This is a genomic window from Mesorhizobium sp. P2_D5, assembly GCF_056404355.1.
In genome coordinates, this window is sequence record NZ_JBFUEE010000006.1 from 285337 (window position 1) to 298683 (window position 13347).

The 13347-nt window shown below is 63.7% G+C and carries 12 protein-coding genes; 1 reads left to right on the forward strand and 11 read right to left on the reverse strand.

Annotation, left to right across the window (positions count from 1 at the left end):
* Positions 1 to 11 precede the first annotated feature (11 nt).
* The 5 genes from hemH to AC1DYW_RS25365 all read right to left on the reverse strand — a co-directional run bounded on the left by hemH (position 12) and on the right by AC1DYW_RS25365 (position 6177).
* Positions 12 to 1076, reverse strand: a complete 1065-nt coding sequence (hemH, locus tag AC1DYW_RS25345; protein ID WP_477228009.1) for a ferrochelatase — start codon at positions 1074 to 1076, stop codon at positions 12 to 14.
* A gap of 137 nt (positions 1077 to 1213) precedes the next feature.
* Positions 1214 to 3142: a 5'-nucleotidase C-terminal domain-containing protein gene (locus AC1DYW_RS25350; protein ID WP_477228010.1), complete on the reverse strand. Its 1929-nt coding sequence runs from the start codon at positions 3140 to 3142 to the stop codon at positions 1214 to 1216.
* A 192-nt stretch (positions 3143 to 3334) separates the two neighbouring features.
* Positions 3335 to 3712 (reverse strand): outer membrane lipoprotein Omp10, encoded by a 378-nt coding sequence (omp10, locus tag AC1DYW_RS25355; RefSeq protein ID WP_477228011.1) that lies wholly within the window; start codon positions 3710 to 3712, stop codon positions 3335 to 3337.
* An 87-nt stretch (positions 3713 to 3799) separates the two neighbouring features.
* Entirely contained in the window at positions 3800 to 5245 is a 1446-nt protein-coding gene (locus tag AC1DYW_RS25360) for a homospermidine synthase (protein WP_477228012.1), read from the reverse strand.
* Positions 5246 to 5430: 185 nt separating this feature from the next.
* Positions 5431 to 6177, reverse strand: a complete 747-nt coding sequence (locus tag AC1DYW_RS25365) for an SDR family NAD(P)-dependent oxidoreductase (RefSeq protein ID WP_095084564.1) — start codon at positions 6175 to 6177, stop codon at positions 5431 to 5433.
* 107 nt (positions 6178 to 6284) lie between these two features.
* Here AC1DYW_RS25365 and AC1DYW_RS25370 point away from each other — a divergent pair, with 107 nt between their 5' ends.
* Positions 6285 to 7163, forward strand: coding sequence for a LysR family transcriptional regulator (locus tag AC1DYW_RS25370; RefSeq protein ID WP_477228013.1), 879 nt, complete (start codon positions 6285 to 6287; stop codon positions 7161 to 7163).
* A gap of 6 nt (positions 7164 to 7169) precedes the next feature.
* On the opposite strand, the gene AC1DYW_RS25375 is transcribed toward AC1DYW_RS25370, so the two are convergent.
* From AC1DYW_RS25375 to AC1DYW_RS25400, 6 genes are all read right to left on the reverse strand, one after another.
* A complete protein-coding gene (locus AC1DYW_RS25375) occupies positions 7170 to 8102 on the reverse strand; it encodes a heme-dependent oxidative N-demethylase family protein (protein WP_477228014.1) in 933 nt (310 codons plus the stop codon).
* Entirely contained in the window at positions 8099 to 8386 is a 288-nt protein-coding gene (locus AC1DYW_RS25380; protein ID WP_477228015.1) for a YciI family protein, read from the reverse strand. The genes AC1DYW_RS25375 and AC1DYW_RS25380 overlap by 4 nt, the downstream gene beginning before the upstream one ends.
* Positions 8387 to 8399: 13 nt before the next feature.
* A complete protein-coding gene (locus tag AC1DYW_RS25385) occupies positions 8400 to 9062 on the reverse strand; it encodes an aminotransferase class IV family protein (protein ID WP_477228016.1) in 663 nt (220 codons plus the stop codon).
* Positions 9011 to 10156 (reverse strand): aminodeoxychorismate synthase component I, encoded by a 1146-nt coding sequence (locus tag AC1DYW_RS25390; protein WP_477228017.1) that lies wholly within the window; start codon positions 10154 to 10156, stop codon positions 9011 to 9013. Before AC1DYW_RS25390 ends, AC1DYW_RS25385 begins: the two co-directional genes overlap by 52 nt.
* A 203-nt stretch (positions 10157 to 10359) precedes the next feature.
* Entirely contained in the window at positions 10360 to 11103 is a 744-nt protein-coding gene (locus AC1DYW_RS25395) for a proton-conducting membrane transporter (protein WP_477228018.1), read from the reverse strand.
* Between the two features lie 375 nt (positions 11104 to 11478).
* Complete coding sequence (locus tag AC1DYW_RS25400) at positions 11479 to 13311, reverse strand: M3 family oligoendopeptidase (protein WP_477228019.1); 1833 nt, start codon at positions 13309 to 13311, stop codon at positions 11479 to 11481.
* Between the last annotated feature and the right edge of the window lie 36 nt (positions 13312 to 13347).

The window sequence follows — 13347 nt, forward strand, 5'->3', positions numbered from 1 at the left end:
TTGTTCCGGTGTCAGACCCAGCCGGACAGTTCGCGCCGCACCATCGCCTCGATCACCGCCATGCCCTCGGCGCTGTCGTTGAGGCAAGGAATGTGGGCGAAGTTCTTGCCGCCGGCGTGATGGAAGGTCTCGCCCGCCTCGCGGCCGATCTCGTCCAGCGTCTCGATGCAGTCGACCGAAAAGCCCGGATTGACGATGGCGATTGACTTCACCCCGTCCCTGGCCAGTTTCTCCACGGTCTTGTCGGTATAGGGCTGCAGCCATTCCTGCGCGCCGAAGCGCGACTGGAAGGTGATGATCAGTTTGTTGTCATCCCAGCCGAGCCGTTCGCGCAACAGCCGCGTCGTCTTCTGGCAGTGGCAATGATAAGGGTCGCCTTTCTCGAAATAGGGTTTTGGGATGCCGTGAAAGGAGGCAATGACGACCTCCGGTTCGAAATCCAGCGTGGCCAGATGCCGCTCGATCGAACGCGCCAGCGCTTCGATATAGACCGGTTCATCGTAGTACGGCGGCACACTGCGGATGGCCGGTGCGCGGCGCATCTTCATCAGGGCACGAAACAGCTGGTCGTTGGCGGTGGCGGTGGTGGTCGCCGAATACTGCGGATAGAGCGGGAATGAAAGAATGCGGTCGCAGCCCTTTTCGACCAGCCCCTGGGCGACGCTCGCGGTCGAAGGGTTGCCGTAGCGCATCGCCCAGTCGACGACGACATCAGGCAGGTCGCGCAACGCCTCGGCCAGCTTCTCGCCCTGGGCGCGGGTGTAGGTGCGCAAGGGCGACTCGTTCCTCTCCCGGTTCCAGATCCGGGCGTAGTTGGCGCCCGACGCCTTCGGCCGCCTGGTGAGCACCAGCCCATAGAGGATCGGGTACCAGATCGCCCTGTTGAGCTCGATGACGCGTGGATCGGACAGGAATTCCCGCAGATAGCGCCACATCGGCTTGAAATCGGTGCCGTCCGGCGTGCCGAGATTGACCAGCATGACCCCGACCTTGCCAGCCTTGACCGTCGGATGCCCCGCGGGCAGCGGGCCGCCGGCCTTCGCGGCTTTGGGATCGGCAGGGGTGGAAAGGGTCATACATGGTCTCCGGATACGGCGCGAAACTAGCGATGCCACGCCAGTTTTCAATGCAGCGTCTGGCCGCACCTTAGCAGGCAACGAAAAAACCCGCCCGGTTTCCCGGGCGGGCGCGTCGTTGAAGAGGCGAAGCGACCTTACTTTGGCGGGATGGTCAGGGTTGCGCCAAGCGCAAGCCGATGAGGCCTTTGGCCCTTGTTGGCCTCATAGATCAGCTTCCATTTGGTCGCGTCGCCATAGGCCTTCTTTGCCAGATCCCAATAGGTGTCGCCGGCAACGATGACATGGCTGCTTTCGGCCGGCGCGGCCTCTGCTGGCTTTGCCGGTTCGGGGGCTGGCGCGGGCGCCGGTGCCGCTTCCGCAGGCTTGGCCGGTTCCGCGGCCGGTGCGGCCTCAGCGGGCTTTGCTGCTTCGGCAGGCTTGGCCGGCTCGGCCGCCGGCGCCGCCGCGACGGTCGCGGCGATCTCGGTGATGCGGCCATCGAGCTTTGGCGTGTAGGGCCGGTGCGCGCCGAGATAGTCGGCAACCACCTGTTCGAGACCCGGACCGTAGTCATAGGCGTTCTTGGCCTTGTCGGCGAAGATCTTGTAGCCGTCGCCACCCTGGCGGACATAGTTGTTGGTGGCGACGAGGTAGTCCTTGTCCGGATTGATCGGCGTCCAGGCGCCGCCTTCCATGACTTCCACCGATTTGACGCGACCGGCATTAGGCGCAACCGACTTGTCGAAGGAATATTTCAGGCCGGCGACCTGCGGGAAGCGGCCGGCGCCGTCCTCGATCTGGCTGAGGCCGTTCTCGAGGCCGGCCACCAGGTCCTTGCCGGAGATCTGGAAGGTTGCCAGGGTGTTCTGGAACGGCAGCACGGTCAGCACCTCGCCCATGGTGACGGTGCCTTTGTCGATCGAGGCACGCAGGCCGCCGCCATTGGAGATGACGATCTCGACGCCCTGTCCCTTGACGCGGTCGAGGATGGCGTCGGAGACGAGGTTGCCCATCGCGCACTCACGGGTGCGGCAGTTCTCGCGGCTGCCGTCGATGACGTCGGTGGTCTCGGCCACTTCCTTGTTCTTCAACGCCTCGATCGGCGCGCCAAGCTCCTTGATGCGGGCGAGCACAGCCGGGTCGGGAGTGATCGACTTGTCGAGAAAGATCGGGTCGCCGCTGGCCGATTTGACGACGCCGTTGTCGTCGAACACCACCTTGAATTCGCCGAGATATTTGGAATAGGACGCCGCCTGCACGACCGGCACCTTGTAGCCGTCGGGATTGTCGACCATCGTCGGGTAGGGTCCCTCCGCCTTCGGGTCGGTGTTCGACAGCAGCGAGTGGCTGTGGCCGCCGACGACCACGTCGATGCCCGGGATCTTGGCGATGACGTCGCGCTCGCGCTTGTAGCCGATATGGGTCACGGCGATGATCTTGTTGACGCCTTCGCCCTTCAGCTTCTCGACCTCGGCGGTGATCGACTTGACGTCGTCCTCGATGGTGATGTTGGGGCCGGGGGAAGCGAGTTCCGGGGTGTCATTGGTCACCGCGCCGATGATGCCGATCTTCTGGCCACCGACCTCGACGACAACAGACGGCTTGACGCGGTCGCCGAGCTTGGATTGCGCGTTGGCCTTCACATTGGCGCCGAGCACCGGGAACTTGATCATGTCGAGGAACGGCGCCAACGCCGTCTCGCCATCGTCGAATTCATGGTTGCCGAGCGCCATGGCGTCGAACTTCATCTCGTTGAGGAATTCGCCTTCGACCTTGCCTTTGTAGGTCGTGTAGAACAGCGATCCCTGGAAATTGTCGCCGGCGCTGAGCAGCAGCACGTTCTGGCCTTCCAGCTTCTTGCGTTCCTGGGCGATCGCGGTGATCAGCCGGCCCGCGCCGCCAATGCACTCGCCCTTGGTCTCCTCATCGGCCGAGCAGGTCGATTCATATTTGTTGTTGCCTTCGATGCGGCTGTGCCAGTCGTTGATGTGCAGGATGTTCAGCGTGTAGTCGGCAAAGGATGAGCCGGACGACAGAGCGAGCGTCGAGGCGGAGAGGGCGGCAATGGCGGCAAATTTCTTCATCTTCGTCTCCCGGAAGGCTGATCAGAGGCGTTTAACGCTCTTGCTTGACTGGAACATAACAGTCGGCGTTTGGAACCATGTTCCCATCGCGTTCCAGATGACGCAAGCGGAAATCCGGGGACTTTTGCCGGCATAAAAAAGGGACGGCGGCCGATGGCCGCCGTCCCCTTGGGGAAGCGAATACTCGCTGGCTCAGGTGCGCCGTGTCAGCACGAAGTTCTGGCCGCTGGAGCTGGTGCAGTTGAGCTGGCTTGTCGACACCATCAGGCAGTTGAAGCTGACCGCGGTCTGGCGGATCAGCGACGTGCCATTGATCTGCACCGACGTGGCGCCGGTCATGGTGTAGCTGCCATCGGCAAGCTTCTGGCCGGTGTCGGTGGCGACGGTCGTGAAGGTGCCGCTGGCGAAGGTCGAGAGGCCGGTACCCTTGGCGTCGATCCAGGAGCCTTCGACGCCTTTCGGCGAAGCCGCAATCGGCGGTCCATCCGGGCCGCTGGTCGCACAGCCAGCAAGCCCCACTACAGTGGCTGCCGCAACGCTCATCCAAACAATCTTGCGCGCAATGTTCATTTTAAAAAATCCTCTCCTCAGTCCGCATCCCTTCAATCGCCTGATTTCCGGGCGATTGCAAGGCAACGAGGCATGCTGACGGGGCTGCTATCGGACGAGGATGTTGCGGAATTGCCACGGGTCGCTGCGGTCGAGGTCTTCCGGGAACAGGCCGGGCCGGTTATCGAGCGGCGTCCAGTCGGTGTAGTGGCCTTCGACCGGTCCCAAATATTGCGACTGCACTTCCAGGCAGCGCTTGTAGTCCATCTCGTCGGCCTCGACGATGCCGGCTTCAGGGTTTTCCAGTGCCCAGACCATGCCGGCGAGAACCGCCGAGGTGACCTGCATACCGGTGGCGTTCTGATAGGGCGCCAGCTTGCGCGCGTCGGCCAGCGAAAGATGTGAGCCGTACCAGTAGGCATTCTTGTCGTGGCCGTAGAGCAGCACGCCAAGTTCGTCGACACCGTCGACCAATTCGTTCTCGTCGAGCACGTGGTGCACCGGCTGAGGCTTGCCGGCGGCGCCGAACATCTCGTCCAGCGACAGCATCGCGTCATTGCAGGGATGATAGGCATAGTGGCAGGTCGGGCGGTATTGAACCTTGCCCTTCCTGGAGCGCACGGTGAAGAAATCGGCGATCGAGATCGCCTCGTTGTGCGTGACAAGGAGGCCGTATTGCGGCCCTGGCGTCGGGCACCATGAACGCACGCGCGTGTTGGCGCCGGGCTGCTCCAGGTAGATGGCGGCCTTCGAACCGTGCTTGTGCTTCTTGGCGTTCTTCGGCATCCACGTCTCATGCGTGCCCCAGCCGAGCTCGGCAGGCTGCAGGCCCTCGGAAATGAAGCCCTCGACCGACCATGTGTTCCAGAACACAGCCATCGGCTTCGGCTTCTTGGCGCGCTGGGTGTCGCGCTCGGCGATGTGGATGCCCTTGACGCCGGCCTTCTTCATCAGCTTGGCCCAGCCCTCGCGGTCATCCTGCGTAGGCTCAGAAAACTCGAGGCCAAGATCGGTAGCGAGGTTGACCAGCGCCTGCTTGACGAACCACGAGACCATGCCGGGATTGGCGCCGCAGGTGGAGACCGCCGTCGCGCCGCCGGGCTTGTCGTGCTTTTCCTTGATCATCGCTTCGCGCAGCGCATAGTTGGTGCGGCTGGCATTGTCGGCCTGGGCATCGAAATAGAAGCCGAGCCATGGCTCGACGACGGTGTCGATGTAAAGCACGCCGAGCTTGCGGCAGAGCCGCATCAGGTCCACCGAGCCGGTATCGACCGACAGGTTGATGCAAAAGCCCTGGCCACCGCCATTGGTCAGGAGCGGCGTCAAAAGCTTCTTGTAGTTCTTCTCGGTCACCGCGTTCTGGACGAAAGCGATGCCGCGCTCGTCGAGCAGCTTGCGGTCGGTGTCGCGTGGGTCGAGGACCGTCATGCGCGACTTGTCGAACGTGAAATGGCGTTCGATGAGCGGCAGCGTCCCCCGTCCGATCGAGCCGAAGCCGATCATCACCACGGGGCCGGTGATCTCACCATAAACGGGCCAGTTTTCATTCGCCATTTTATCGAGCACTCCTCAAAAAACACTCCGGAACAGCCGCTTGGCCGCGGCGCGACAAACCATAGATCATTGTCACAATAAAGGGAAAAGCAGCGAAACGCCTGGGAACGCCGCTGTGGAAGTGCTCGGCGATGCCACCGGGAGGCCATGGCCTGCCCGATGGCCGATGTTGAGCCGGCGTCGTATCAGCGAGCGCCGCCGGACGCGTTGATGCGTTCGCCGGTCAGCCACGCCGCCTCGTCCGAGGCGAGGAAGGCCACGGTCGGGGCGATGTCGTCCGGCTTGCCGAAGCGCTGGCCAAGGGGCACGCCAGCGATCAGCATATTGCCGAAATCGGTGCCAACCATACCTTCGGTCATTTCGGTATGGGTATAGCCAGGCGCCACGATGTTGACACGGATGTTGCGGGCTCCGAGTTCTCTCGACAGGCTAAGCGTCAGCGTATCGATCGCCGCTTTGCTGGCCGAATAGAGGCTGGTGTTTGGCACCGGGTTCCAGCTCGAGATCGTGCCGATGTTGACGATGCTGCCGCCGGTCTCGGGGAAGTGGCGCATGGCAGCCTTTGTGGTCAGGATCGTGCCCAGTACGTTGGTGTCGAAGAGCCGCCGATAATCCGCCTCGCTGGCTTCCTCGAAAGTGCCAAAGCTGGCGGTCGCGGCGTTGTTGATCAGAATGCTTGGCTTGCCGAATGCGATCTCGGCGGCCTCGAACATCTTCTCGACTTCGGCGGCCTCGGCCACGTCACCCCGAACCGCAGTCGCCTTGCCACCGGCAGCGACGATCTCCTTGACCGTGCGTTCCGCGGCCTCACGGCTGGAGGCGTAGTTAACCACGACGGCGGCGCCTTCCGCCGCCAGCCGTTTGGCGATGCCCGCACCGATGCCTCGCGCGGCGCCGGTGACGATGGCGACCTTGTTGTTGAGCTTGCCCATTTTGGTTCTCCGAATGGATGGATGGATTTGACAATCGCCAATTGGCCATTCCTGGATGGGTCAGGTAGAGTGACTAACGCCATATGACTAATTCCAAGGTGGAATAAATGGACAGGCTCATGGTGATGAACACCTTCATAAGGGTCATCGAAACCGGCTCGTTCTCTGCGGCCGCGCGGCATTTGCGCGTCGGGCAGCCTGCCGTCTCGAAGGCCATCGCGCAGCTCGAGGAACGGCTCGGCGTTCGCCTGCTGTCGCGCACCACCCGAGGTCTCTCGCCGACCGATGCCGGCCTCAGCTTCTATGAAGGCGCCAAGCGCGCGGTCGACGAGGCCGATGAAGCAGAGAACGCGGCGCGTGGCACTGCGGCGGCGCTTACCGGGTTGTTGCGCATCGGTACGTCGGTAACCTTCGGCCGCCTGCATGTCGTTCCGAGGCTGAAAGCCTTCCTGGACGCTCACCCGAGGCTCGACGTCGAGGTGGCGATGGACGACAGGAACGTCGACCTCGTCGAGGAAGGGGTGGATGTCATGCTGCGTCTGGGTGAAAGCTTCGCCCCCGCTCATATCGGGCGCAAGATCGCCACCTGTCGTCGTCTCGTGGTGGCGGCACCCTCCTACCTGGCACGCGAGGGCGAACCCATCGCGCCCGATGAGCTGTCTCGGCACGAGGCGATCCTTTTCGTCCGAGCAGGCACTTCCAATCGCTGGACATTCAGGCGAGGCGCCGAAGAGGTTTCGCTTGCCGGCCAAGGTCGGCTGCGCGTGACTTCCGCCGAAGGGATACGTGAGGCAGTACTTGCCGGCATCGGCTTCACGGTTGGCTCCGAATGGATGTTCGACGCGGAACTGCGCAGCGGTGCGGTTCGGCCGATCCTGGTCGACTGGGCGCTGCCGCCCGTTGAATTGTGGGCGCTGTTTCCGGCCGGACGCAAGGCCAGCGTCAGGGCAAGGGCGTTCGTTGATTTTCTGGCGGGCAGCCTGTAGCCGGCTTCAGCCGGCCATTGTCTTCAATCGTTCGATCAGCCGGTCGCGGTCCGATGTCAGCCCCTTGTAGTCGAGCTGGTCGAGATCGAGCGCTTCGAGCTGCGCGGCAAAGGACAGTGCGAGCGTCGCCCGGTCCGGGTGCCGATCCAGCACGGCGAGCGGGTCGAGGTGGATGCGGATGGTGAACAGGATGTCGCGCGAGGACGGCAGCTTGCGCAACGTCTGACGCTCCACGCGGATGAAGGCGTGCGCCCTGACGTCACCATCGGGGAAGCGTGTCGGCCGGCTGGTGGCGCGGTCGATGCGCTCGACATTGGACAGCGGATGATAGAGCGCATTGTCGGCCTGGATCGACCAGTTGAAGCGCTCGACCGCCTGGCCCTGGAGGCCGTCGAACATGCGGTTGATCAGCTCGGCCGGGCGGGTGCCCGGACCGAAGCCCGGCACCGGCGCGTGGATATCCTGCAGCGGCCGGCCGAACTTCTCGACCAGCAGCCAGGATGACGGAAAGCACAACGAACCGGTAACGAGCCGCCAGCCGTTGTCGCTACGGCGCATCAGGATCAGGTCTTCCTGGACCAACAGCGAGGCGGCGACGAGCGGTGCGCCGTCGAGACCGGAAGGGGTGGTGAAATGGCTCTCCGTGCCCACGATTTCGACGCCTGCGTCGGTGCGCCGATAGGTGTCGGGAAATCTCTCCGGCAGATGCGTGCCGAGCAATTCGAGCACTTCCTGCTGGGCGTCCCGCGTGCCGTCCTCCTCGACGAAAACCCGCTCGGGGATCTCGGCATAGAGCCGGCGCTTCTCGGCGAGATACGGCAGCAGAAGGTCGTCGACCTCGATCCAGTCTGCCGGATCGAGCGGCTTCAGGCCGATGCTGAAGAGTTTCGACGAGCCGTCATAGGGCGTATGGGTGGGCAGCGCCCCGGCCAAGCTCATGCTTCCCTGAAACTATCCAGGACGGCGGTGGTCAGCCTCGCCAGGAATTCGGTGACATCAAAGTCGGCTGCGTTGGCCATGGCGAAGGGATCCGCTGCCAGCCTGGCGTCGAGCACTTCGCGCGGGCATTGCGCGATGATGATGCCGCCGGTTCTCGGTTTCTTTGGTCCGGAGGCGACGAAGAGGCCCTCCGCGTAGCAGGCCTTCAGCCATTCGATATGGGCCGCCTGCAAGCGGTCGATCTCGGTCAGCGGCACCTTGTAGTTCAGCGAAACGACGAACATAGCACTCTCCTGGTCATGCCAGCTTCGCGGGAATCAAGCCGCGCAGCGAATTGCCGACAAAGATCGCCTTGGCCGACTGCAGATCGCCGTAGCTGTAGATCGCTTCGCGGGCGCGGCCTTCATCCAGAAGCTCGGCGCGCAGTACGCCAGGCAGCAAGCCGCAGTCGAGCCGCGGCGTCGCCAGCATGCCATCGCCAAGATCGGCGAATAGGTTGGTGATGGTGCCTTCGCAGATCTCGCCGCGCTCATTGGCCAGCAGCACCTCGTCGGCCTGGGTAATGAGATATTCCGAGCGGGCATGTGTGTAGAGCTGCCGCCGGCTGGTCTTGTGGCGCAGCAGCGTGTCGTGCGAATCGAGCCTTGTGCGCGCCAGCCGCAGCGTCCACACCTTGTCGGCGGCGAGCGGTTCATAGGGCTGTGCCGAGGCGGTCGCTTCGCCGTCGCGCGACAAAGCCAGGCGGGTGCGCAACGCGATGCCGGATCCGCTAACCGCATTGCCCAGCACCTCGCCGATCCTTTGCGGGTCGCAGGCAAAGCCGAGTTCCGCCGCCGAGCCGTAGAGGCGGGCAAGGTGGCGATCGAAGCGCAGGAAGCCCGAGCCGGGTTCCCAGCGCATGGTCTCGATCAGCTGGAAGTCGGCGGTGTTCCCGTCGCGAAGCGCGCTTTCAGCAGACACTCCTGATACTCCTCCTCAGCCGTCGAATCGAAGACGACGCCGCCGCCGACACTGTAGACGGCCTCGCCGCCGGAAAAGAGCGAGATGGTGCGGATCGCCACGGAAAAGCGCATCGTGCCGCCGGGCGCGATCCAGCCGATGGCGCCGCAATAGGCGTCGCGCGGCGTGCCTTCCAGATCGTGCAGGATTTCCATGGCACGGATTTTTGGCGCGCCGGTGATCGAGCCGCACGGAAACAGCGCCGCGAACACCTGGCGGATGCTGAGACCCGGCAGCAGCTTTGCCCTGACGTCGCTCACCATCTGGTGAACTGTCGGATAGGTCTCGATGCGGAACAACGCCGGCACGTCCAGCGTGCCGACCTCGCTGATCAGCGAGATATCGTTGCGCAGGAGATCGACGATCATCCGGTTTTCGGCCTGGTTCTTCTCGTCGTTGCGCAGGAAAATCTTCTGCCGCTCGTCCTCGGCCTTGGTGGCACCGCGCGGTGCGGTGCCCTTCATGGGATGCGTCTCGATCGTGCCCGAGGCGTCGATCTCGAAGAACAGTTCGGGCGAACGCGACAGCACGATGGGATCACCGAGCGAGACCAGCGCGCCATATTTCACCGGCTGGCGTTCGGTCAGCGCGTCGAAGGCGGCCAGCGGGTCGCCCGACCATTGCGCATGAATGGGAAAGGTCAGGTTGCCCTGGTAGCAGTCGCCTTGCCTGATGTGCTGGTGCAGTCGCGAGAACCGCTGCTCGTAATCCTCGAGCGACCATGTCGCCCGCGCGTCGAAGATCGGGCCATTGGTCGCCGCTGCGTTGCGGAGCGGCACCGCCTCTTCGACCGGCGCATCGAAAACCCCAAGGCAAACGAGTGGTGCGCGGCGCCCTTTCGGCAGCAAGGGAACCAGCTTCGGTTCGAGCAGATAACCCGCTTCATAGGAAAAATAGCCGGCCAACCATTTGCCGGCGTCGTGCGCCGCCTGCGCCGCCGCCAGCGCCGGGAGGAAGTCCTTTGCCTCATCCGCCACGATAATGTCGGCCGGCCGGTCGAAGACGAGCTGGCGCGCGCTTTCGTCGTTGCGGAAAATTGCGGCGGGCTGGGACATGGGACTCGGATGCTGCGCTCGATGAAGCCGTCGACCGCTCTATATGGGGGGCCGCTCGCGCGCAATCGAGGGAACGGCACGCCGCCACTCAAAGCCGACCTTCTGGGCCGACCTCCGGGGCCAACCTCCGGGTCGATATTGCGGCCAAAAACAAACGGCGGCGCCTTGGGCACCGCCGTTTGTCATAATCCTGCTTCCGCCAATCAGGTGTTGCTGGCGGTTCCCGCAGTCGGAAACTGCTTGGCAAATTCCGTCTCGTTACCGGCGGCAAGCAGCTTGGCCTGCTCGATCCAGCGTTCGCGCGCGATGCGGCCGTCGAAGTTCATGACATCCTCGATCCGCTTGATATCGGCGGCTGTCCAGGCGGCGATCTGGGCGAAGCTGGTGACGCCTTGTGCCTTGAGCAGCTTCTCGTTGACCGGGCCGATGCCGATCAGCCGGCGCAGATTGTCGGGCTTGCCCGCTGCCGGCTTGGCTGCTGCTGGCTGGGCCGCCGTGGCTTTCGCCGGTGCTGCCGCTTTTGGCGCGGTGCTGGCCTTTAGAGCGCTGGCCTTGGGGGCGCTGGACTTGGCGGCGCCGGGCGCTGCCTTGGCCACCGCGGGCTTCTTTGGCGCCGGTTTGGCTGCTGCCGGCGCCGATTTGGCCGCGGCTGGCGTCGACATCAGGGCAGCCGGAGCCGGGCTCGCGGCCTTTGCCGAGCCGGTTCCTGCAGCTGGCGTTGCCTGCGCTTCGCGCAGCCGGCGCTCAAGGTCGGTGCGGGTCTTGCCGCATGCATCGAGCTCACCGGTCAAGCGGTCGTTGTCGGCGCGCAGCCTGTCGCGCTCGCTGCGCGTGCGGTCGAGGTCGCCGCGCAAGCTGTCGAGTTCACCGCGCAGTCGTCCCCAGAGGAACCAGCCCACCAACACGCCTACCAGGAACGCCAGGAGCATGTAGAAAAAAGTGCCCATTGTCTCTCTCTCCAATCAGGTCCGTCTGCCGTGGCATGGGTTCATGACCTTCGGCGAAAGGACTAGTCGATGGTGGTTCCGCGGTTCGCAGAACAGCCGGCTTCGGTTGGAGCTGTCGGCGATCGGCTTTGCCTGCCATGGCCAACGGCCGTTGTCGCGTTCGCCGAGGCGCCGCGGCCGGCTGAGACTTTCCCTCGCCGATCCGCATGCGCTCCGGCTGAGCTTGGAAGGAAGGCTATCATAGGGCTTGTGGAAAGCTATCGGAAAACTTCTATGGAGAGTACTTCAAGAACGGATATTTGGACCAAGAATAAGCCGTCCCAATATGCATCCCGGCTAGACTGTTTTGCGAGCAGATGAGACCTACGGGCGCGTTCAAGCTTCGAGTGTTTCCAGCTCGTCGATCAGGCCACTGATGACGCCAAGCCCGATCTGCCAGAAGGCGGGATCGGTGGCATCAAGGCCGAAGGGCGCCAGGAGTTCGGAATGATGCTTGGTGCCGCCGGCGCGCAGCATTTCGAAATACTTGTCCTGGAAGCCGCGCTCGGCATTCTGGTAGACCGCGTAGAGCGAGTTCACCAGGCAGTCGCCGAAAGCATAGGCATAGACGTAGAAGGGCGAATGGATGAAGTGCGGGATGTAGGTCCAGAACACCTCGTAGCCTTCGCGCAACTTGATCGCGGGCCCGAGGCTTTCGGCCTGCACTTCGAGCCAGAACTGGCCGAGCCTGTCGGAGGTCAGTTCGCCATTCCTGCGCTCGGCATGCACCTTGCGCTCGAATTCGTAGAAGGCGATCTGGCGCACGACCGTGTTGATCATGTCCTCGACTTTCTGGGCGAGCATGGCCTTGCGCTCTCGCCTGTCGGTGGTCTGGTCGAGCAGCGAGCGGAAGGTCAGCATCTCGCCGAAGACGGATGCCGTCTCGGCCAGCGTCAGTGGCGTCGAGGCCATCAGCGCGCCCTGGCCGCTGGCCAGCACCTGATGTACGCCGTGGCCAAGCTCATGCGCGAGCGTCATCACATCGCGCGGCTTGCCCATGTAGTTGAGCAGGACATAGGGATGCGCCGACGGCACGGTCGGATGCGCGAAGGCGCCGGGCGACTTGCCCGGACGCACCGGCGCGTCGATCCAGTTGCGGTCGAAGAAGGTTCGCGCGATTTCCGCCATGTCGGGCGAAAAGCGCTGATAGGCGGAGAGCACGGTGTTCCTGGCCTCGTCCCAGCCGATGATCGCCTGCGGCGTATCCGGCAACGGTGCATTGCGGTCCCAGTGGTTCATCACCCCCATGCCCAGCCAGCGCGCCTTCATCTGGTAATAGCGGTGCGACAGGCGCGGATAGGCGTCGCGAACGGCGGATGCCAAGGCATCGACCACACCGCGCTCGACGCGGTTGGCGAGATGGCGTGAATCGGCGATGTCCTCGAAGCCGCGCCAGCGGTCGGAAATCTCCTTGTCCTTGGTCAGCGTGTTGGTGATCAGCGTGAAGGTGCGCAAATTCTTGCGGAAGGTCGCTGCCAGCGCCTCGGACGCCTGCCGGCGCACGTCGCCGTCGGCATCCTGCAAGCGGTTCAGCGCCGGCTCGAGCGTCAATTCCTCGCCGTCTATATCGAAGCGAAGGTCGGTCATCGTCTCATCGAACAACCGGTTCCAGGCACCGCGTCCGGTGATCGATTTCTCATGGAAAAGCTGCTCGACGCGGTCTTCGAGCTGGTAGGGCTTGTCCTTGCGCAGATCGAGCACCCAGGGCCGGTAGTGGCCGAACGCGGGATCGTCGGCAAGTGCGCCTTCGATCGCGCCGTCATCGATCAGGTTGAGTTCGAGCGCGAAGAACAGAAGGTGCGCGCTGGCGTCGGTCATCTTCTCCTGGATGTCGCCATAGAGCTTGGCGCGCTGAGGGTCGGCGGTGTTTCCGGCATAGACCAGCCCGGCATAGGAGACGATGCGGCCAATCAGTTCCTCCAGGGCCTCGTAGGCGACAAGCGCCTCGCCTAGCCTGCCGCCGCTGCCACGCTCGGCCTCGGCGGCCAGCGTACCCTTCCAGCGGGTCTCGAAGCTGATCGCGTCGGCTGCGGCCTTGGCGATGTCGCGCTTCAGTTCCGGGGCCTCCATGCCGGCATAGAGATCGGCAAGGTTCCATTCCGGCAGGTCGCCAAGCTCAGCCGCGCCCTGACCGGAGGCCGGCGCCGTTAGCCGCCGAGCAGAATCCATGTGCCCAGAAACCATGTGCATCGCCGATACCTTCCG

Bases quoted from the DNA above. Each gene is read 5' to 3' on its own strand.
- AC1DYW_RS25370 (WP_477228013.1), top strand. From the start codon at position 6,285: ATGGACAGGCTCATGGTGATGAACACCTTCATAAGGGTCATCGAAACC.
- AC1DYW_RS25395 (WP_477228018.1), bottom strand. From the start codon at position 11,103: ATGGGCACTTTTTTCTACATGCTCCTGGCGTTCCTGGTAGGCGTGTTG.
- AC1DYW_RS25360 (WP_477228012.1), bottom strand. From the start codon at position 5,245: ATGGCGAATGAAAACTGGCCCGTTTATGGTGAGATCACCGGCCCCGTG.
- AC1DYW_RS25375 (WP_477228014.1), bottom strand. From the start codon at position 8,102: ATGAGCTTGGCCGGGGCGCTGCCCACCCATACGCCCTATGACGGCTCG.
- AC1DYW_RS25390 (WP_477228017.1), bottom strand. From the start codon at position 10,156: ATGTCCCAGCCCGCCGCAATTTTCCGCAACGACGAAAGCGCGCGCCAG.
- omp10 (WP_477228011.1), bottom strand. From the start codon at position 3,712: ATGAACATTGCGCGCAAGATTGTTTGGATGAGCGTTGCGGCAGCCACT.
- AC1DYW_RS25350 (WP_477228010.1), bottom strand. From the start codon at position 3,142: ATGAAGAAATTTGCCGCCATTGCCGCCCTCTCCGCCTCGACGCTCGCT.
- AC1DYW_RS25380 (WP_477228015.1), bottom strand. From the start codon at position 8,386: ATGTTCGTCGTTTCGCTGAACTACAAGGTGCCGCTGACCGAGATCGAC.
- AC1DYW_RS25365 (WP_095084564.1), bottom strand. From the start codon at position 6,177: ATGGGCAAGCTCAACAACAAGGTCGCCATCGTCACCGGCGCCGCGCGA.
- hemH (WP_477228009.1), bottom strand. From the start codon at position 1,076: ATGACCCTTTCCACCCCTGCCGATCCCAAAGCCGCGAAGGCCGGCGGC.
- AC1DYW_RS25400 (WP_477228019.1), bottom strand. From the start codon at position 13,311: ATGGATTCTGCTCGGCGGCTAACGGCGCCGGCCTCCGGTCAGGGCGCG.